General features: G+C 44.7%; 21 protein-coding genes. 4 read left to right on the top strand and 17 right to left on the bottom strand.

Going from position 1 to position 20,769, the window contains the following annotated elements; translation table 11 throughout:
* Position 1: 1 nt before the first annotated feature.
* The 10 genes from ACYVNW_RS16775 to ACYVNW_RS16730 form a co-directional block, all read right to left on the bottom strand.
* A complete protein-coding gene (locus ACYVNW_RS16775; RefSeq protein WP_460681374.1) occupies positions 2-565 on the bottom strand; it encodes a DUF3109 family protein in 564 nt (187 codons plus the stop codon).
* 15 nt (positions 566-580) lie between these two features.
* Positions 581-1,372 (bottom strand): DUF3108 domain-containing protein, encoded by a 792-nt coding sequence (locus ACYVNW_RS16770; RefSeq protein ID WP_460681071.1) that lies wholly within the window; start codon positions 1,370-1,372, stop codon positions 581-583.
* A gap of 2 nt (positions 1,373-1,374) precedes the next feature.
* Positions 1,375-1,890, bottom strand: a complete 516-nt coding sequence (locus tag ACYVNW_RS16765; RefSeq protein ID WP_460681070.1) for a DUF2480 family protein — start codon at positions 1,888-1,890, stop codon at positions 1,375-1,377.
* A gap of 71 nt (positions 1,891-1,961) precedes the next feature.
* On the bottom strand, positions 1,962-4,064 hold the full coding sequence (locus ACYVNW_RS16760; RefSeq protein ID WP_460681069.1) for a peptidylprolyl isomerase: 2,103 nt from the start codon (positions 4,062-4,064) through the stop codon (positions 1,962-1,964).
* A 113-nt stretch (positions 4,065-4,177) separates the two neighbouring features.
* The gene (gene lptC / locus ACYVNW_RS16755; protein ID WP_460681068.1) at positions 4,178-4,753 is read right to left on the bottom strand and encodes an LPS export ABC transporter periplasmic protein LptC; all 576 of its coding nucleotides are present in this window, start codon (positions 4,751-4,753) and stop codon (positions 4,178-4,180) included.
* A 6-nt stretch (positions 4,754-4,759) separates the two neighbouring features.
* Positions 4,760-6,088: a hypothetical protein gene (locus ACYVNW_RS16750; RefSeq protein ID WP_460681067.1), complete on the bottom strand. Its 1,329-nt coding sequence runs from the start codon at positions 6,086-6,088 to the stop codon at positions 4,760-4,762.
* Positions 6,081-6,827, bottom strand: coding sequence for a type III pantothenate kinase (locus ACYVNW_RS16745; RefSeq protein WP_460681066.1), 747 nt, complete (start codon positions 6,825-6,827; stop codon positions 6,081-6,083). The genes ACYVNW_RS16750 and ACYVNW_RS16745 overlap by 8 nt, the downstream gene beginning before the upstream one ends.
* Positions 6,828-6,832: 5 nt before the next feature.
* Positions 6,833-7,525, bottom strand: a complete 693-nt coding sequence (purQ, locus tag ACYVNW_RS16740) for a phosphoribosylformylglycinamidine synthase subunit PurQ (protein WP_460681065.1) — start codon at positions 7,523-7,525, stop codon at positions 6,833-6,835.
* 45 nt (positions 7,526-7,570) lie between these two features.
* Positions 7,571-8,557: a DUF6427 family protein gene (locus ACYVNW_RS16735; RefSeq protein WP_460681064.1), complete on the bottom strand. Its 987-nt coding sequence runs from the start codon at positions 8,555-8,557 to the stop codon at positions 7,571-7,573.
* Positions 8,558-8,594: 37 nt separating this feature from the next.
* The gene (locus tag ACYVNW_RS16730) at positions 8,595-9,599 is read right to left on the bottom strand and encodes a glycosyltransferase family protein (protein WP_460681063.1); all 1,005 of its coding nucleotides are present in this window, start codon (positions 9,597-9,599) and stop codon (positions 8,595-8,597) included.
* Between the two features lie 382 nt (positions 9,600-9,981).
* On the opposite strand from ACYVNW_RS16730, the gene ACYVNW_RS16725 reads away from it, so the two are divergent.
* Positions 9,982-11,502 (top strand): ArnT family glycosyltransferase, encoded by a 1,521-nt coding sequence (locus ACYVNW_RS16725; protein ID WP_460681062.1) that lies wholly within the window; start codon positions 9,982-9,984, stop codon positions 11,500-11,502.
* Positions 11,503-11,527: 25 nt separating this feature from the next.
* On the opposite strand, the gene ACYVNW_RS16720 is transcribed toward ACYVNW_RS16725, so the two are convergent.
* From ACYVNW_RS16720 to ACYVNW_RS16710, 3 genes are all read right to left on the bottom strand, one after another.
* A complete protein-coding gene (locus ACYVNW_RS16720; RefSeq protein ID WP_460681061.1) occupies positions 11,528-12,379 on the bottom strand; it encodes a UDP-2,3-diacylglucosamine diphosphatase in 852 nt (283 codons plus the stop codon).
* 210 nt (positions 12,380-12,589) lie between these two features.
* Entirely contained in the window at positions 12,590-13,117 is a 528-nt protein-coding gene (locus tag ACYVNW_RS16715) for a DinB family protein (protein ID WP_460681060.1), read from the bottom strand.
* Positions 13,114-13,839, bottom strand: coding sequence for a YjjG family noncanonical pyrimidine nucleotidase (locus ACYVNW_RS16710; RefSeq protein WP_460681059.1), 726 nt, complete (start codon positions 13,837-13,839; stop codon positions 13,114-13,116). The genes ACYVNW_RS16715 and ACYVNW_RS16710 overlap by 4 nt, the downstream gene beginning before the upstream one ends.
* A gap of 72 nt (positions 13,840-13,911) precedes the next feature.
* On the opposite strand from ACYVNW_RS16710, the gene ACYVNW_RS16705 reads away from it, so the two are divergent.
* On the top strand, positions 13,912-14,121 hold the full coding sequence (locus tag ACYVNW_RS16705) for a hypothetical protein (protein WP_460681058.1): 210 nt from the start codon (positions 13,912-13,914) through the stop codon (positions 14,119-14,121).
* 29 nt (positions 14,122-14,150) lie between these two features.
* Here the strand turns inward: ACYVNW_RS16705 and ACYVNW_RS16700 are convergent, their stop codons facing one another.
* The gene (locus ACYVNW_RS16700) at positions 14,151-14,867 is read right to left on the bottom strand and encodes an Ig-like domain-containing protein (RefSeq protein ID WP_460681057.1); all 717 of its coding nucleotides are present in this window, start codon (positions 14,865-14,867) and stop codon (positions 14,151-14,153) included.
* Between the two features lie 200 nt (positions 14,868-15,067).
* Here ACYVNW_RS16700 and ACYVNW_RS16695 point away from each other — a divergent pair, with 200 nt between their 5' ends.
* The gene (locus tag ACYVNW_RS16695) at positions 15,068-15,694 is read left to right on the top strand and encodes a hypothetical protein (RefSeq protein WP_460681056.1); all 627 of its coding nucleotides are present in this window, start codon (positions 15,068-15,070) and stop codon (positions 15,692-15,694) included.
* A 125-nt stretch (positions 15,695-15,819) separates the two neighbouring features.
* On the opposite strand, the gene ACYVNW_RS16690 is transcribed toward ACYVNW_RS16695, so the two are convergent.
* From ACYVNW_RS16690 to upp, 3 genes are all read right to left on the bottom strand, one after another.
* On the bottom strand, positions 15,820-16,257 hold the full coding sequence (locus ACYVNW_RS16690) for a hypothetical protein (protein WP_460681055.1): 438 nt from the start codon (positions 16,255-16,257) through the stop codon (positions 15,820-15,822).
* A 183-nt stretch (positions 16,258-16,440) separates the two neighbouring features.
* Positions 16,441-17,829, bottom strand: a complete 1,389-nt coding sequence (locus ACYVNW_RS16685; RefSeq protein ID WP_460681054.1) for a TlpA family protein disulfide reductase — start codon at positions 17,827-17,829, stop codon at positions 16,441-16,443.
* 84 nt (positions 17,830-17,913) lie between these two features.
* A complete protein-coding gene (gene upp / locus ACYVNW_RS16680) occupies positions 17,914-18,561 on the bottom strand; it encodes a uracil phosphoribosyltransferase (RefSeq protein WP_460681053.1) in 648 nt (215 codons plus the stop codon).
* A 185-nt stretch (positions 18,562-18,746) separates the two neighbouring features.
* Here upp and uvrB point away from each other — a divergent pair, with 185 nt between their 5' ends.
* Positions 18,747-20,768, top strand: a complete 2,022-nt coding sequence (gene uvrB / locus ACYVNW_RS16675; protein WP_460681052.1) for an excinuclease ABC subunit UvrB — start codon at positions 18,747-18,749, stop codon at positions 20,766-20,768.
* Position 20,769 lies beyond the last annotated feature (1 nt).

The raw sequence follows: 20,769 nt of genomic DNA, 5'->3' as shown, positions 1-20,769 counted from the left end.
ATTAAATTGCAGCTACCGCCTCTTCCAATTCCTTGTACCAGGCTTCGCCGTATTTGCGTATCAGGGGCTCTTTCAAAAATTCGTGCACACGTACCTTCAGTTCATCCCCAAAAGCACAGGCCGGGCTGCAAATATGCCAGCGGTCGTAATTTAATACCTCAAACTCGGGGTAATTGGTAATACGTATGGGGTATAAATGGCATGAGATGGGTTTGCGCCAGTTGACATCCCCATTTTCCCAAGCTTTTTCAATGGCACATTTGGTAATACCGTTTTCCCAGGTTACATAAGCACATTCTTTGTTGGTATCTACACACGGAGTGGTATAATCGCCGTCAAAGTCGGTTACATGGGTGCCTTCGCGCTCAATGATGGCAATGCCCTTAGCCGTCATGTAGGGTTTTACTTTAGGATAAATTTCTGAAAGTATGCCCAGTTCATTATGGTTCAGCGGAGCTCCGGCATCGCCCTCAAGGCAGCAGGCGCCTTTGCAGCGGTTCAAATTACATACAAAGTTTTCGCTTACTACATCTTCATGCACCAGCACGCTTCCAACCTCAATCATCATTGCAGTTTATAATTATTTATTTAGGGGGTTTAACGGATATTTTAAGCCTTTGGCATTGGTAAGCTCCATAGTAAGGCTACCTACTACTACTTCTACGTGCGCCTTCACCGGAATACGGTTCTCGTCATCGGTAATCCAAAGATAAAGCTTGCTCTTCTCTTTAAAAATGCGGCCCGGAATAATAGTGGGATTAAATTTCAAGCAATTGAACGTACCCAGTGGACAGCTTACCTTCTCCTTACCCAAATAAGTGATCGTAAGCGTATGGGTTTCACCATCCAAAAAATAGCGCAAATCGAACTTTTCGCCGATGCGCATTTTTGATATATCCAATGTACGGGCAAAATAATACGCCGACGGAAAATCGAATACCTCAGCCCCAAGCGGATAAGTACCATTCTTGTTGGTTACTTTATTGGCAGAACGGTCAAACGTAACCTTGTCGGTGTGCTTCCAGCTACCTTCATGCCTGTTTTCAGTGTATTGGTAAGGCAGCAGGGTATTTTTATCAATCCAGGTTTCATACCGGTTACGCACTTTATAAAACACATCAAATGTGCCGGCAGTTTGTCCATCGGCAATAATATGGTAAGCCGGATGTCCGTCGAAATTAACTGGCGAATCTTCTACCCGCAAATGCGTTTCGGCGGCAGTGAACAAGCCGTATTTCATCCGGTAGTTTAATTGCTCGCCCGCCTGAAATACGGGTTGAGCTCTTTTAACCAGCTCTTGGGCCAATGATAACTGAACACTTAATGCAGTTAAAGCAAAAAACAATAAAATTCTATATTGAACTCTATTCATTCTTAATCTTTACGTTTATAAATAGGCACGGTAGAGCATGGCTCGCCAAACATTAAACTTTTGGCAACCGGTGTTAAACGCTTGGTTAACTCTACGTAAGCTGATACCGGCACCGGTGTATCGCCGCAGCCTTTGAGCACTATGCGCTGGTCGCGGTATTGTTCAAAATCAGCTTTTGCCATTTCTTTTTCAAATAATACGGTTTCCAGTACTTCAGCATCGCCAAATACCACCTCGCTCGCGTAAGGCGCCATGCGGTTAGCCAGCAGCATGTAAGCCCATGCAGGTACAATAGCATCTGCCGTACAGGTAATACCTACATTTTTACCCTGGTACTGCGACCAGTCATGCCCCTTTACAAACTCGCGGAAATCCTTTTCGCGCAAAATCAGGCCATGAAACAGATTGTCTTTTATATCGTAAATCACCCGCTCGCCGGCCGGGTAAAACGAGGCCGGGTCCAGCGTGAGCAAACCGCTTTGGGCTACTTTATTGATAATGTTTTCCTGAATATCCATAAGGTATTAAAATAAAAAATCCGGAAACAACTATAACGCTGTTTCCGGATGCAAAATTACTTTAAAATTGGTTATAAGAATTTAACGCGGTAATCTTTTACATTGGCCTTATCTTTCAGGGCCTCAAATACCTGGCTGTTTACTCTTTGGGCTACTGCGGCCTGCAATTGCTCACGCTCACGAACCGTATTGGTTAATGGTGCCGGGTTTACAAAGCTCTCAACCACATAAGCGTATACACCATGATCGCCGGCTACCGGTTTAGATAATTTGTTTACCGCCGAACCGAATATGGTACCGATTACTTTATATTCTAAAGCCAGACCCGGAATTACCGGGTTGGCAAATACCACGTTTTGTACCGGGTTAACTTTTACACCTGCTTTTTGCGCAGCCTGCTCAATGCTCGAAGCGCCATTAAGTGCAGATTGCAGTTTTTCTGAAAGCTGCTTGGCTTTAACCAGTTTAATAACTTCCGGTTTAATTTGCTCTTTTACCTCATCTAAATCCAGCTGGCCTTGTGGCTTAACCTGGGTAAGCACAGCTACCACATACTGGTCGCCGGCATCATATACCTGGTCAGATACATCGCCTTTACTAGCATCTTTGAATGCCCATCTTACTACTTTACGTGCGTTATCCAAGCCTGGCAATGCATCGGCTAAACCAGATACATCGGTAGCTTTTTTAACGGCATAACCATTCTTTTTGGCTACTTCGGCAAAGTTATTACCGTTCACCTGGCTAATGAAAGATTGCGCCTTGTTGTATGCCGCAGACTGGGTAGTGCTGCTGGCCGCTATTGGCTTATCTACTATAGCCACCTTAGCTACTTTTGAAGCGCCTTTTTGATCTTCAATTTGAATAAGATGTACACCAAACTGAGAAGTTACAATTTTAAATTCGCCTTTAGCGCCGCCGAAGGCTGCATCTTCAAAAACAGGCACCATTGCGCCACGGGCAAAAGTACCCAGTTCACCACCTTTTTCGGCAGAGCCTTTATCCTCAGAATAGGTTTTAGCTAAATCAGCAAATGATTTACCACCTTTAATCAGGGTCTCCAGTGAATCTGCTTTCGCACGGGCTTTGTCAACACCACCGGCAGTAGCAGGGTTAATCAGGATATGACGGGCTTTTACTGAATCCGGCTCTGTACGGCTATCAATCAGTTTTGCAATTTTATAAGCACCGTTACTTACATAAGGGCCATATACAAAGCCTTTAGGCGCAGTAAACATTACTGAATCCAGCTGAGGGCCTAAAGCACCTTTCTTCTGGTAAGTAGCGGGAGTTTTAGTATCTGCATTGATTTGCACAAAAAGCGAATCGTTATTATCAGTTTTGAAACGTGAAGCCAACTGATCCATCTGTGCTTTCAGGGCAGCAGTATCTGCTTTTGAAGCTGCGCCATTGAATACCACATAATCAAAGCTACGCAGTTCCTGGCTGTTTTTAAACATGCCTTTGTGTGCGTCGTAATACTCCTGGTAGTCGCTGTTAGCAGGCTCAACTTTATTGTCAGGAATAGAAGCGTAATCCAGAGTGATGTATTTGAAATTGGCCAGCTTGTTTTTAGCCATATAATCATCCTTGGCTTCCAGATCGTTTACGTATAAGCCGTTTTGCACTAAAGCTACATATTTGTTGGCTTTACGGTTTTCAATCATCGGCGTAAGCAAGCTATTCCACTGTACGCTGATTTCATCAGTTGGCTTTGCGTTTTGCACCTGGCTTAAAATCTGGTTCAGGCGGTTTTTATCTACCTGGCCAGTTTTAGGGTCGCCGAAGTACTGCACAATCTGTGGCTCGGGGTTAGGGCCGCTAATCATAGATTGAATTTCGTTGGTGCTTACAGTTAAGCCCAGTCTCTCCATTTCGCGTTTTAAAATGCTTTGGCTGATTAACTGGTTCCAAGTTTCTTCCTGAATGCGGCCGGCCAGTTGTGGAGGTACTGCTTGCCCATACTGTTGTGCAAAATTACGGGTAGCATCAGTTACTTTCTGATTGTACTCATCGTAACCGATTTTTTCGCCGCCGATAACGCCCACAGTGCTGGCATCACCATTCCAAAATGATTTGCCATAAGTAATTACCTCTCCTGCAATAAAAGCAAAAAGCGCAAGGCCGATGACGATCACCAAGATCTTTCCCATCCGCTCACGCAAAAAACTCATCAATCCCATAATGTGCTATAAAGTGCTGTAAATAGTTCCTTTTTGTTTAAAGAGGGCGCAAGATACAATTTTTAATAAAATTCTATAAAACAAAATTTTACGCGCCAAAACAGCTATTGCTGCGAAAGGTTTTGGTCAACCAAAATTTTCGCTTTGGTGTTGGTTACGGTCCACGGCGAAAACCTTTCGTTAGTCTCCAGGCCATCCCCATGAATTACGTTGCCGCCAGCTGTAGTAATCACTACCGGTTTGCCCGAATATACCCTATGCGTTTGCTGATTGTAAATCAGCTCATCAGATTTAAATACATCGCCGCCGATATTGGTAGCCACTACATTTTTGTAAAGCTCTATGCGTTGTTCCTTTTCGCGGTTGATGGCCGAGTCGGCTACGATGGTGCTCGAAGGTTTCAAATTATCATCGTAAAACACGCCTTTAACACCTTTAGGCATTACCCGGTAGGGTGATTTTGCATTGGCATATTCCAGCATTAGCGGCGTAGTCAGGTGCATTTTTACGTGAGCCGAATCACTAAAGATGACATCGACACCAATATGTTGGTTATAAGATTTGTTTCCTTCCTGGTTAGAGATTTTCTGCAGGTTCTTCATATCATTTTCACAAGCCGAAAATAGCACTGCTGTAAGCAGTGCTATTCCCCAAATTCTATATAAAGACGAGCTTTGCATCAGCTATTAATCAAACCTGTATTTGATGAACCACAAATCGTTTAAAGTAAAGCTTAAATGCAGGTTGATAAATTTCTCTTCAACCAGGTTATTCTGTAGCGTACCGCGTTTACCAAATTCGGCCGAGAAGTTGATTTTATAAAAAGCGTTACTGTTACGCGGCAGCGGGAAACCCAAGCCAAACGTAGCTGCATAAGCTTTAATATCGGTACTGTTAATGTTCAGGTTGGTTTTATCATACTTGAAACCCAGGCGGTAATCCATACGGGCAAAGTAATTGCGCAAGGCATCAATATTGGGGGTAATTTGACCACCTATACGATAGCCTTCGCTGTTTTGCAAGCCTTGGTTTACACCACCAATGCTGTAGTTAGACCATTTGCTGGTGATATACTCAGCACCTACCAAAAACCTGCGGTCGTTTTGGAAAGTGATACCAAAGTGCTGAATTAGAGGCAGCTTGATTTTAGTACTTACGCCTTGTGAGTTTACCAGCGTATCAATGGCTATATTTTCGTTACCGCTGGCATCGCGCAGGTATTGGCTGGTAATGTAATCCTGGCGTGAATTGAGTTTGGTGCTGGCCGAACCAGAGTAACCGAATATTAAGTGCTTGGCTTCGCCAAAATCAACAGAATACTGGGCACCAAAATCGTAATTAATGCCGCCAATGGCCTGGCTTTGTTCTACACGGCTATTGTAAGCGCTGCTTAAATCAGGAAACTCGATATTGCCGTAATTATGCAGGTTACCGAAAATATAAGAGATGTTACCACCTAACCTTAAGTGAGGGCCGATGCCGAAACCATAACCAATGTAAGCTTTTGACAAACCGCCGTCACCAGAGTAAACGGTGTTCACAGTAGTATCGGTTTGGCCGGCTATGCCAGATGAACGATGAATTTTAGTGGTTGTATTGTTATACCCTACTTCGCTGTAAGGCAATAAACCAAAACTTAAACCAGAGCGCTTGCTGATGGGCACACCAAAAGCGAAGTGGCTTAACCTGAAGTTAGAATTGGCCTGATTTTTAGCTACGCCCGTTTGGCTCAAAAGCTGTGTGTTGCTGGCTACACCTACATCAATTACAGTGTAACGCCCAAACATGGTATAAGCGGCAGGGTTTACCATATTGATGGTACTATAACCGCCAATTTGGTTGGTAGCTACGCCAAGGCCACCCATGCCACGGGTTTGTGCCGTGGTAGGATCATTCAGCAGCCCCAGCCCATAGCGCGAGTACGGAGAGCTGTTGGTAGCGGTTGATTGTGCAGAAGCACTCAGGGCGCCGCCAATCAATAATAAAACAAGTAAAAGTCTGGTATAATTAATCATTATGCTCTTGTATCGCTGCGTTTAATCCTTTTAAAACCAAGTAGGGATCATGTACAATTGAGGGCGCAAAGATGCTATTTTTCAGCAGAGTATCAAAAAAAAGGCTATCTCCTCCACTCAGTATCACGGTTAGCCCGCCAGGCTTTTTCTCGCTGAAGGTGCGGATGAATCCCTCCAGCTCATATTTAATTCCATTTTGCACGCCAGTTCGTATGGCGCTCACGGTATCGGTTCCGAATTCTGCGGATTCGTTACCATCGGCAGTTAGCAGCGGCAAGGCCGCTGTATAATGCTGCAATGCCTTATAGCGCATATTTAAACCCGGTGATATACTGCCACCATAGTAATTGGCTTCAGCATCTACCCAATCATACGTAATGCAGGTGCCGCCGTCAATCACCAATGCGTTTTGCCCGGGGTATAACTTACTGGCACCTATTACTGCTGCCAGGCGGTCGAGCCCGAGTGTTTCAGGCGTACCATAATGATTATGGATGCCCGCCTGCATTTGCCGGTTAAATACAATTACCGGTATTTGCGGCTGTAAATCCTGCTGCCAGTTATCAATATTGGTTTTTACCGAAGATACAATAACCCGCCCGGCACCATACCTGTTAATCCAATGGTTAATCTCGGCAGTGGTCAGGCTTTCAAAGCGGGCAGTATGCAATAGTTCATTCTGCCTGAATGCTGCCAGCTTGGTATGTGTATTTCCTACATCAACCACCAGGTTGGTCATCGTGCTCAGGCCTGTACTATAGATAATATCGACTCAAAAATACCCAAGCCATCCTGGTTACCCAATAAGGTATCGGCAGCACGTTCAGGGTGAGGCATCATACCGAAAACATTGCGTTTGATGTTACATACCCCGGCAATGTTTTCAATGGAGCCGTTATGGTTGGCTTCGGTAGTGATATTACCGGCCTCGTCACAGTAACGGAACAAAATCTGGTCATTGTCATTCAGCGCCTTCAGGGTATCTTCATCAGCAAAGTAGTTACCTTCGCCATGGGCCACCGGTATTTTCAAAGCCTGCTCTAAATCCAGCTGCGAGGTGAGTAATGAATTGTTGGTTTGTGCTCTCAGGAACACATTTTTGCAAATGAACTTGCGGTGCTTATTATGCAGTAACGCTCCGGGTACCAGGCCAGCTTCGGCCAGAATCTGAAAACCGTTGCAAATGCCGAACACATAACCGCCTTTGGCTGCAAACTGCACCACCTCCTGCATAATAGGCGAGAAACGCGCAATAGCGCCTGAGCGCAAGTAATCGCCAAAGGAGAAACCTCCGGGCAATATTACGGCATCAACGCCCTGCAAATCATGGTCTTTGTGCCACAGGCGCACCACCTGCTGGTTAAGTATGGTTTCGAGTACATATATAATGTCCTCATCACAATTGGAACCGGGGAAAATTACTACACCAAATTTCATGCTACAAAACTAACATAACACATTCAACCTCAACGAATGCAAAAGTTAAAAAGTGTTAAACTGAAAATAAATTATAGCCGCTATCAATATGATATACAGCGACTCGTACACCCACTTTTTGCCGGCGTACAAAAAATAATAAGAAAAAAATATAGCTACCGGTACGGCACACAGCACAAAATGGCTGAGCGCAAACCGGGATTTTACATAAAACGATGCACCTGCTATCAAAAAGATAAAGAACAGCAACTGGAATACTTTACGGATAAGTACATAACTACGAAAGAAGTTTTCCTGTAGTTTAAACGTGCCTAAAAATAAAATAATAAGCACCGGCACCAATACCAGGTAATCATAATAATCAATTTTAACCGTGCTCGGGAATTTGGTACCCAACGGCAACCAAATTTTATAAAAGCTATTGAGTTGATTATTGAGATAATAAAATACGGCCAAAAAGAAAAATACGGTAGCAAAACCGATGAGCGAAGCCATATAGTCGCGCCAGTCGAACGGGCGAAAGATGGCAATGGCAATCCATACGGAAATGATGAGATAAATGTAAGGAAAGTAGATCAGCGTTCCGGCAGCTACCAACAAGCCCAAGTCATAACTCAGAGCCTTAGCATCTTCGGCCTTGTACAGGTTGATAACCTTAAACATCATCCAGATTAGGAAGAAATTACAGATGAGCGCCGGACTCAGCACCAGAAAATCAGTAAACAAACCGGTTACGGTGATGTACATCAGGCCCGGCAAAAATGAAGGCTTACCCAACAGGTTATTGGAATTAACCAGGTAATTAAGCAGTACGGCTTGAATAAATACGACGAGAGCTGCCACCAGCACATTAGCACCCGGCGATAAAAAGTTATGATAGTTTAAAGGAAATACACTTTGCACATAAGGCTCGAGCAGTACAAAGTGGGTTTGATCGGGCAGTTGAAAAGCATAACCCACACGCAACACAAACAGCAGCAGCGCCATCCATATCAGCGTTAAAGGGTTGTAGGCACGAAAAATACCGATCATAGAAAATTAACAGCCGCAAATATGCTTAAAAAACGCATTACCCCCAAACAGCTTGCGGCCTGGCATATTGCCTCACCAAATTTTCTACAATGGCAGCAGTTTCATCCGGAAAATTTACTTCTATGCGGGTATCATCGGCAATCCAGCGTTTAAGGTGGCCGGCAAAGTAAGGTGTAATTTCCTCTACCACGGTTACACCCAGCTTAGAAGCTGCCAGGGCATTGCATTGCTGCTCGTACTGCCCTTTCATGGGTATCATCATCACCTTTTTTTGCAGGTAGAGTGCCTCGGCCGGGCCTTCGAAGCCACCGCCTGTAAGCAAACCCGCACAATTGGCCATACTGGTATTAAAGCCCTCATTGCTGATGGGCAATACCTGTACGTTTTCGGTTTGATAAGCAGTTTTTTGACGTTTTGAAAACACCTGCCATTGCACATCTTTTACCTGGCTCAGGTGCCTTACTAAAGTTTTATCATCATAAGCGGGCAGGTATACGGTGTAATGCCCTAAATTTTGAGGATGCAGGCGGCGGATATCGCTGCGGATCACCGGGGTATGAATAAAATTATCATACCGCTCGAAATGAAAACCTACATGGTAGGTAGTGGGCGAATAATATTTAAAAAGCCATTCGGCGTAATTCCAGTTACGGGGCCGGGGCGTGTTTGGTGATACGAATGAACATTGATGGCTTAATGACACAGAAGGCAGCTTTTGCACCTTACAGGCCCAGGCACTTACCGGTTCAAAATCATTAATAATTAAATCATAATCGTGCAGGGGCAGGCTGTGTATATCCTTCCATAACTGCGGCAGGTTCATGAGCTTATAGGTGGCCCATTTATCTACCCCGCCACGCTTGCCAAATACAAAGCTAAAGCCATGCTTTTGATATTTTAAGGGGTGCGGTAATGATACTTCTGCTTCGGTGCCGCTCACCATTAAATCCAGCTCGCCGTATTGCTGCAGCAGCGGCACAATTTCGCGCGCCCGGCTGATGTGGCCGTTGCCCGTGCCTTGTATGGCAAATAGTATTTTCATAGGCGGAAGGATTTCGGCGGCAATTTAGTGAAGAATTTCGGGATGTAACTAAACCTACAACTAAAAGCAAAAGCATGCCCAGCTGTGCATGTTCGTTAATACCCAAACCTTAACGCATAAAAAAAGCCCGCCTCCTTGAGGTGTGGGCTTTTAATTAGTTACCGTCCGTTTCGAGTCCGGCAACTAAATATCTTTGATATGTATTATTGTCGTTGTTTGTATATAGATAACCACAGCGCTGTGACATAGTTTTAACTTTTTTGAAATATTTTTAACGACACATAAAATCATAGCGGACCGATAAACAAGCTTCTGCAATAATTGTCTTTTCATAAATCTATCATTAAACAAAACACAACCATCATTTACCATCAAAACTGGGATGCCTAAAAATTACCAGCTGCTGATTACCGGTTTTGCCTTAGCTAAATTAGCGCTGCATTTTGCCGCCAATGCCAACTACGGCCTGCACGCTGATGAACTTTATTACATCGCACTCAGCAAGCACTTGCAATGGGGTTATCTGGACAACTCGCCTCTTATTGGGTTCATTACCGCTTTTTCAAGGTTGTGCTTTGAAGAATCTGCTTTTGCTTACCGCATCTTCCCCACCCTGTTTTCGGCAGCTACGGTGTACCTTACCGGCTTAGCCACTTATAACTTAGGCGGCAAAAAGCTGGCTATTACACTAACAGGGGCCGCTATGCTGTACTCTCCGGCTTACCTGGCTACCTCGTATTTTTTACAACCGGTGGCATTTGAGCAGTTTTATTGGACGGCTATGGGCTTTTGCCTGCTGCGCTATATACAAACAGGCAAACAAAATTTTATTTACAGCTGCGCGATCCTGTTAGGTTTAGGAATACTGAATAAGTACACTATCCTGATTTATGCCTTTGCTATAGGTATAGGCATTCTAATTACTAAGAGCCGCCAAAAAATACAGTTAAGTAACTTGCTGATGCCTGTGTTGATATGTTTACTTTTTGTATCACCTAACATCCTTTGGCAAATACAGCATCATTTTCCTGTACTGCGGTATGTATCTATTGTAAAAAGTCACCAAGGATATAAAGGCATCAGCGATTACTTGTTTCAGTTCTTTTTCATGCATGGTTCGGCCGTGGCAGTATGGCTGGCCGGGTTGGGGTATTTACTTTTTAGCAAGCAACATATCAATTATCGTTTTATCGCCTGGGCATTTGTGTTCACTGCTATAACGTTATTTATATTGCAAGGAAAAATTTATTATGGATTAGGTGCCTTCCCATTGTTATTTTCGGCCGGAAGTGTTTGTTGGGAGGAAATGTTAAAACGCAGTGCAGCATTCTTTCGCTATTGCTTTTTCGCCGTGCTTGCGCTACCTGCGCTTATCGCCCTGCCGGCTGTAATTCCGATACTTCCGTTTAACGGGATGCTGTATTATTTTAAATTGATGCGTACCTATACCCACATTACGCAACCCTTGATATGGGAAGACGGAAAAGCACACCCCATCCCACAATTTTATGCCGATATGCTGGGCTGGCGCGAACTGGCACAGCTAGCTAACAAAGCTGGCTCATTGTTAACCGCCGAACAGCGCAAACATGCTGTAATTTTAACCGAACAATATCCGGTCACTGGCGCCATCAGCTATTATGGCGCTGACAAACTTCCTGTCATCTCCCCCGATAACAGCTTCATTATGTGGTCGCCGAAGGAATTAAAGGCAGATTATGTAATTTATTTCAGCCGGAAAGGAAAAGGGGAAATATCAGCATTAGCAAATGGCATAACTGATGCAGGCACGTTACAGCGCCCCCTTGCGCGCGAGCATGGCATGCACGTTTATGTGATGTATCAGCCTTCGGCCATATTGAAAGAGCAATACCAACAGCAGCGCAATAAATTTTTACCCTGATTAGCTATTTGTTGTAGCCGGCTGCCTATCGGTGTTCTTCTTTAAATTTTTCGAGCAGTGTTTTTACATCCAGCTTTTGATCCAAATCCTCATCGCTGCCGGCGTCATCTTCAGGCTCGGCCATAAAATCTTCGGGGCGATATTTGAATATGGTCCAGGTACCGTTTTGGTATTCGAGGGCGGTGAGGCTTTCCACCCAATCGCCGGAGTTGAGATAGAGCACGCTTCCCGACTGGTTGGTAGCCGTAATAGTACGTATCTCGGCATGGTGGATGTGGCCGCAGAGTACATAATCATACTTTTTATCCACTGCCAAATCGGCTGCTGTTTGCTCGAAGTGGTTAATAAACTTTACGGCTTCTTTCACCCGGCCTTTAATGCGCTGTGAAAAACTCATTTTGGATTTCCCCATTCGGGTTAGGCCCCAGTTCACCATACTGTTCAGAACGATAAGGCTATCGTACCCAATAGCGCCCAATTTGGCCAGCCATTTGGAGTGCTGCATGGTCACATCAAATACGTCGCCATGAAATATCCAGGCTTTTTTACCATCAATGGGCAATACCAGTTTATTGAGTAATTGAAAAGTACCCAAATCAAAATCGGCAAACTTGCGCAGCATTTCATCGTGGTTGCCGGTTAAATAGTAGACAGGGATGCCCTCGGTTACAAATTTGAGAATGCGGCGCACCACCTTCATGTGTGCTTCGGGCCAGTAAGATTTGCTGAACTGCCAGATATCAATGATATCGCCGTTCAGGATTACTTTTTTAGGCTTGATGCTTTTGAGGTAGCGCAGCAGTTCTTTGGCATGGCAGCCGTAAGTACCCAGGTGTACATCAGAAATTACTACAATTTCAACTTCGCGTTTCGGCATGCTGTTGGTGTTCACCGGCATCGGGTGCGGTTGGGCTAAATGTCACCGTCTTCGGCCTCTTCTACCTGCGGCTCAAACGGACTCATGTAAAATATGCCCAGCAACAGCAGCAATGCTACAATTGCATACACCGACTCGATATGCATGGTTGTTTAATTTCCAACCAAAATAGCACACCTAAATAAACTGAATATTAATGCTTTATTAAATTTATAGCGTACTGCCGAAAGCTTTATCAATGCGCTTTAACTGCTTAAGGTGATGCGCCGTATGTATACGGATAAATTTAAGCCATTGGGCTGCATTGAGGTTACCCAAGCGGGGATGCGGAATAGTGCAGGCAGGCGAATATTCTTCCAGCAGGGGCATCAAATCGGCAATGCGCTTACGGCATTTCACAATGAGGTTACGGGCTTCTTCCTTATCGATTTTACGAGCCGGAATGGCGGCCGCTACGGCTGGCGGAGCCTGTACCCTGGGCATTAGCCCGAACAGCAGCACCAGGCGCCCCATCAGGTTCGGTTTTTTATTAACCGGCTTGGTATTCCCCTGCATACATTTTTGCATAGCGATGGATGAACCCAAATCGGCCTGCAAAATATGGTTGTACACTTCGGCATACGACCACCCTCCGATGGGCGGCGTTTCAGCAAAGCGCTCATCAGGAATGGCATCCAGCCGGCGGCGGTACTCATCCAGCAGGATATCAAAGGCTTTCTTTTCGGCAGCTATGTTCATAGCAATAAAAATAAATCTTTTAACGCAGTTATCTGCAAGGGTACATCGGCAGGCTTTTCCAGTCCGGCGGGGTTAAAGTAGATGGCATCCATCCCGAAGTTGAGTGCGCCGTATACATCGGCTTCCAGGCTGTCGCCTATCATCAGGCTTTGGTGCACTTCGGAACCAGCTAAATTAACCGCATGGGTGAAAATGGCTTTATCAGGTTTATTTACGCCTACCAATTCGGAAATGATGATATTCTCAAAATATTTAGCCAAACCGGTATTATTCACCTTCACGGTAGTGGCTTCCTTGAAACCATTGGAAATCAAATGCAAGGTATACTTACCCTGTAGGTAAGCGAGCACCTCGTGCACATCAGGAAACAAATTGGTTTTGTAAGGGCAGATGCGCACATAATCATCTTCAAATGCTGCCGGGATAAGCTCAGGTGCCAGGCCCATGTCCGTAAATGTTTTTTTGAACCGGGTTTCGCGCAGGGTTTGCTTATCAATTTTACCCAAATGGTAATCGGCCCATAACTGATGGTTATTGCGGGTATAGGTACGGATGAAGTCTGTAGCTGAACTTAGCCCCAAATCCTCTAGTTGATAGCTGTCGTACAATTCCAGTAGGGTTTCTTCGGCGTTGCGGTCAAAATCCCAAAGGGTGTGATCGAGGTCGAAGAAGATGTGCTGGTATTTGGTGGCGGATGAGGGGTGCAATATTTCGGCAGACATGCCACAAAGGTAGGGAGCGAAAAGGGATTGAACAACAGGTTTCAGAAAGGGGTTGCCAGGCAAATAGCTTACTTGCTCCAAGTTGCTGCGTGCAGCGGGTGCAGCATATGCAGCACTACGCAGCAGGCGCAGCACCCTGAAGCAGGCGCAGCACTACGCAGCACCACGCAGCAGGCGCAGCAGTGGCGTAAACGTGTCAGTGTTTATTTAAATGCAGATGCAATCTACCCGTATAAGGCTTCGAGGTTGGAAACTTCGAAGAACAAGGAGCAGGTTTTTTAGGTAAACTACTGATGTTTTTTGGCCATTAATTAATAATTGATAGTTATTGCGGTTGGACTGTAAGAAGCATTAACCGAAATCCTTTCGTTAGGATAATATGTTCCTTTAAAATTTGCAAGCACTTTAGTGTTGGTTGAATTAGGATATGGAGCATATCTTTCTTTAAAGAAAGTCATTACTTTATCAACATAAGATTTATCATTGTTGGTTACCAATTCAACTGCTGTATTATTCAGTTTATTATTTACAAATCCATATTGCACCAAATTAACATTGGCATTTTCGCCATAATAACTGATAAGTACATCTTCTTCATAGCTAGAAACCCCCAGATTAAGCTTGCCGGCAAATTTGCGGGCTTCTTTAGTTCTTACTGTAACCGAATCTGTTCCTAATACGGCATAAGGTTCCTGAAATAAATTGTAATAGGGCGCTACCGTAACTGCTGCAGTAAGTGTATAGCCGGCACCTGCGGCGGTAATGGTAGTAGTCCCGATTTTTTTTGCACTAAACAGTCCTTTCGAATTGATGGTACCTACGGTGGTATCGCTCGAACTCCAGGAAGCAGACGTTGGCATAGTCGTAGTATTTGAGCTTAATGCAAACTGGTGCTGCTCATCGTAATGCATAGTTACGGCTGTTTGATCAATATCAATTTTAGTAACCGGAGTTTCTCCTTTATCTTTTTTACAACTGGCTAAAGCCATAATTGTACATCCAAACAAAATAGTAAAGATTTTTTTCATGAGGGAAGGCGTTTTATAAATAATGATGCTCATTAAACGCTTGTCAATACTTTTAGTTTTATGCTCCCGCAACCTAAAACCAATCGAAGCCTATTAATTAAATTAATAATTTACAGCATATTGAAATTCAATATCAGATATTATACTAAGGCATTGGTATGATTGTAACTTTTTCATATTCGCTTAGTCTATTCAACATTATGCAAGCCATTACCCCTTTTCAAAATACCAAAGAAGCTTTAGCGGCCTTAGATAACGGCGGACACTTTTTCAACTTTTTTACCAAAGCCAATGATGGCATTATTACCACACCCGAACTGGGCAAGGTGGCCGGCGTATTTGCTGATAAGCAGCAAATGGCGTTATACCTGGCCATGTCGGTAACGGAACTGAACACCGTTGGGCAGGAGCAAGTGATCTACTCGCTGTCGCCGGACCTGAAAAGTGCATTTGAGCAGCATTTACCTTTGTTTTTATCACCAGCTGAAGCCGCCGAACAGGCACCGGTTTCGGCAAGCGCCGTAGTTACGGGTATCCCCCGGCGGGTAGATACTTCCACTGATTTTAAGGGATTTATTATTATACCTATTATGGTTGGCAGCGTAATGACGATGATGATGGTGCCCATTTTGGACAAGTATGATGTATACGAACTGCACGATGAACGCATGGATGGCCGGTTTCTGATTGCCCACGCCCGCGGCCAGCAAAAGCTGCCTGAACAACCATTACGTGTAGGTGGTGTAATTAAGGAGCTGAAAACTGATAAAAATGAAAAAGCAGCACCAACTAAGTTTTTAGAGGCGCTGTATTATTGCCAGGTGTAAAAAGAGGTAAAGTTGCATGGGTTATGGCTGCGCTGTACACAGTAAGCATATACCATCAGCTTTTTATAAAAACGCAGAAAGGCCCGGTTGTATAACCGGGCCTTTTAATTATGGATAGTAAATAGTTATGGTGCAGGCGTTATACACGGATTATAGTTCAATACTTCATAATCGCCTGAAACGGGGTATGACGACGAATTATATGTTATATACCCGCTCAGATTAGCATAGCCATCTACTGGTGCAGTAAAGGTACCACTTACCGAAACACCTGTAGTATGTTCTGGGTCGGGGTAGCAGGATACGCCACTTAGGGTACCACCGGTTGCCCGATACACACCCTCAACTGTAATTGTTCCTGCATCGGTGGGGATTTGGAACCAGTAAAGGATAGCCTTTTTTTGTTTTATACTTTTAACCACTTTAACGTGCAAACGCGATGCTGGCTTTACATACGTAAAACTGTAGACCACAAAGCTTAATGCAACCAATGAAAACACAATAGCAACTTTTGAAAGCACGTTTACCGGGCGCTTTCCGTGAGTAGTGATAACATTTTTCATAAAAGAAATGGGTTTTAGTGTTCTTACTATTACGCAACTTTTAACTTTAAGTTATAGGCAGTTATGTGTATTGCTGTGTAAAATTGAATTAAATTTTATACCTGCGATTGAAATCGTCAATATATCAAAGACACCTAATTAAGCGACTGGGTAGGCAAACCGCTGTAAGCAATATACATTGACCTACAGTTTCACTTGGATATTAGCCAGCTTTACCTCATAATCTTTATCCGATGGCCGGCTGAAATTACTATCCAAAATCTTCCCTGATGAATTAACAATAATATATCTAGGAATGCTTTGTACAGTAAATGATTGAAATAATACTGACCGCTTTGGTGCAAGCAATTTGTAATGATTGGAAGCATTCATCAGCTTATCTTGCTTTAATGCATTTAACCAAGCTGATGTCTTTTCGTCTTCATCCAGGCTGATGCTCACAAAATTTATATGCTTATTCTGCTGCCTCTTTTTGGCAACTTCAAACAAAGGCGCTTCCTGACGGCAGGGCGCACACCAACTGGCCCAAAAATCAATAAGAGTTACTTTGCCCGGATAACGAGAAATCACTTCCTTTAAACTTAGCTTGCGCCCGGCTTTATCAATAAGGTAAACTTGCTGCGGATTTTTCACAACCGGGAAATAAATGCGCCTTAAACTATCTACCTGAACGTTGTACGATATACCTGCATAATTTTTAAACCGGTTGAAACAGTTTTGAAACTGTGCATCGGATTTTGGACTGTAGAATTCCATGCGCCGGTTTAGAAATCCGAGGGTGATATCCTTATTCCACCCGGCACGGATAGCGTAGTCAAAATCAAGACCCAAGGTTTCAGCATTTAATCCATCCTGTTCAATTTGATACCTTATGTAACTCATAAAGGCATTTAATGTGATTATTGAATGCAGCAGCTGAAAATTTGATGTGTGGACTGCAAATTCCTTGGCTGCTCTAACTCCCCATTCTAAATGTTTATGGTTCACAGCCGCAGTAAACAACTGATTATAATAATCAGCCTGCGCAAATCGGGTTAATGCATCAAGAGTAAAATTATTATAAGCGCCCTGTGAGCGTAGTTTATCTATAATCTGAAGGTTTGCCTCATAGCCTTGCTTCAAACCAGCATACCATGTTTCGGATGATTGCCCGGCAGGTAAATGCAAAGAAGGATTGGTGAACAAATTAGTTAGGTTAATGATATCGTTCACGATGAGCGCATGCGCATCACAGGTGATTAATTTATAATCCTTATCTAACTTCAACGTCACTGTATCTGCCGATAAACGCAGCAAATAGTCGTTGGTTCCCATCAGCTTACCATTTTTCATGAAAGCATATCCCGACCGAAGAAAAGTATTTTCAGTCAAGTCCAATCGTTTGCATATCGCCGAATCCTGTTTGGCCGGGTTATAAAAAGCAACGGCCTTCTCCACATACATGCTGTCGGCATAAGTTAATACCGCCTTACCATTGGCCGGCAGGTTAAACTGGATGATAACAGGTACTGTTTCAGCAGCCAAAATTGTACCCGGGAATAATAACAGTAAAAGTTTGAGAAGATAATTCATAGGCTTGGTTGATATTAAGCTGATAGCAGCAGGTTAAGTTACATAATTGTTTGCATATCAAAGCCCAACATCCCAAAACAATCCTCACACCTTCTCCCCAAATGCCAAATCTCCTGCATCACCCAGCCCCGGTACAATGTAAGCCTTCGTGGTCATCTCCTCATCTACCGCGCCAATCCATAAATGGGCCATGGGCAGGTGAGCTTTTACATGCTCCACGCCTTCGGCACTGGCAATGACGGCGGCAATGTGCAGGGCTTTGATATCATATTGCGCCAGCAACTCTTTGCATACCCGTACCACGCTCTGGCCGGTGGCCAGCATGGTATCGCACAAGATGAAGATTTTACCGCTCAGGTCGGGCGTGGAGATATGGTCTACCTTAATGCTGAACGTGCCGGTTTGCTTGTGGCTTTTGCGGTAGGCGGTTACAAAGGCAGAGGGAGCCTGGTCGAAAAAGTTGAGCATACCGGTATGCAGGGGCAGCCCGGCGCGTAAAATTACGCCCAGCACCGGCTGCTCGGTGGGCAGGTTTACTTCGGCTACACCGAGTGGAGTTTGCACTTCGGCAGGCTCATAGGTAAACGTTTTACTAATCTCGTAAGCCAGTATTTCGCCTATGCGTTCCTGGTTGAGGCGAAAGCGCTGGCGGTCTTGCTGGGTATCTACATTTCGCAGTTCGGCCAGGTACTGGTTGGCAACGGTATTAAGGGCATTCAGAACAAAAATCATACTTGATGTACTAAAATTTTTAGCGTATATTTGTATATAGCGCGCTGTATAAATATAGGCTCTTTTTAAACTATTACTACAGCTAAACGTTTCAAACACAAGTATAATTTTCAAATTATCAATGGCAGGCAGGAGAAATCAGCCACTGGCTTCTCCTGCCTGCCATGCATTGTAAATTCGGCAGCATGAATTTTAAACTCAATTCTCAATATACGCCATCCGGCGATCAGCCCGAAGCCATCCGCCAGTTGGTAGAAGGTGTAAAGGCAGGCGAAAATTATCAGACTTTGTTGGGGGTAACCGGCTCCGGTAAAACTTTTACTGTAGCCAACATCATTGAGCAAACCCAGCGCCCTACCCTGGTACTCAGCCACAACAAAACGCTGGCCGCCCAGTTATACGGCGAGTTTAAGCAGTTCTTCCCCGAAAACGCGGTAAACTACTTTGTTTCTTATTACGACTATTACCAACCGGAGGCCTTCATTCCTTCCAGCAATACGTATATCGAAAAGGATTTACAGATTAACGACGAGATTGAAAAGCTGCGTCTGCGTACCACTTCGGCCTTAATGTCGGGCCGGAGGGATATTATTGTGGTATCTTCCATCTCCTGCATTTATGGTATGGGGAACCCCGAGGATTTTGCCAACTCGGTGTTCCGCTTTGCAGTAGGCACACGTATTACCCGCAACGCCTTTTTGCACCGCCTGGTGGAGATTTTATATTCACGTACCACTGCCGATTTTAAACGCGGTACTTTCCGGGTAAAAGGCGACACGGTAGATATCTATCCTGCTTACCTGGATTATGCTTACCGCATTTCTTTTTATGGCGATGATATTGAGGAGCTAAGCAGCTTCGACCCGCAATCAGGCAAAACCATTGAAAAGATGCCGAACATGGTGCTGTTCCCGGCCAACCTGTACGTGGCCCCGCGCGACCGGTTTACCAAATCTATCTGGGCCATTCAAGAAGAACTGGAAACCCGCAAGCAGCAGTTTATTGACGAGAAACGCTTTTTAGAAGCCAAACGACTGGAAGAACGGGTGAATTACGATTTGGAGATGATACGCGAACTGGGCTATTGCTCGGGTATTGAGAATTACTCCCGCTTTTTTGATGGCCGCCAGCCGGGTATGCGCCCCTTCTGTTTACTTGATTATTTCCCGGATGATTACCTGATGGTGATTGACGAGAGCCACGTTACTGTACCCCAGGTACGTGCCATGTATGGCGGTGACCGTTCGCGTAAAATATCTTTGGTGGAATACGGCTTCCGTTTACCGGCTGCTATGGACAACCGCCCCCTCAACTTCCAGGAGTTTGAGCGCCTGGCACCGCAAACCATTTATGTAAGCGCTACCCCCGGCGATTTTGAAATGGAAAAATGCGGCGGTGTGTTTGTAGAGCAGGTGATACGCCCTACCGGCCTGCTGGATCCGGTGATTGAGATACGACCGGTGATTAACCAGGTGGATGATCTGCTGGATGAGGTAGACAAAACCATTAAGCTGGGCGACCGCGTGCTGGTAACTACCCTCACCAAGCGCATGTCTGAAGAGTTAGCTAAATACATGGACCGCCTGGGCATCAAATGCCGCTACATCCACTCCGAGGTAAAAACGTTAGACCGTGTAGAAATTCTGCGCGGACTGCGCCTGGGCGAGTTTGATGTACTTATCGGTATCAACTTACTGCGTGAGGGTTTGGATTTGCCGGAGGTATCATTGGTAGCTATTTTGGATGCGGACAAGGAAGGTTTCCTGCGCTCGGAGCGTTCGTTGATACAAACCATTGGCCGTGCCGCCCGTAATGACCGCGGCCGGGTAATTATGTATGCTGATACCATTACCGAAAGCATGCAGGTGACCATTGATGAAACCAACCGCCGACGCGAAAAACAAATTGCCTACAACCAGGACCACGGCATTGTGCCGAGAACGGTAGGTAAAACAAAAGAAGCCATTATTGAGCAAACCTCGGTGGTTGATTTTAAAGGCGGTGTGCAGCGCCCGTATGTTGAACAAGATGAAATCAGCGTAGCTGCCGACCCTATTGTGCAGTACATGACCAAGAACGACCTCAAAAAAGCCATCGACAATACACGTAAAGACATGCTGGCCGCCGCCAAAAACATGGACTTTTTACAAGCCGCCAAACTGCGCGACGAAATGTATGCACTGGAGAAAATGATGGCGGAGAAGTAAG

Source organism: Mucilaginibacter koreensis (assembly GCF_054783355.1).
The sequence above is the reverse complement of the archived record's forward strand: the minus strand, read 5'-3'. Positions and strand labels throughout refer to the sequence as shown.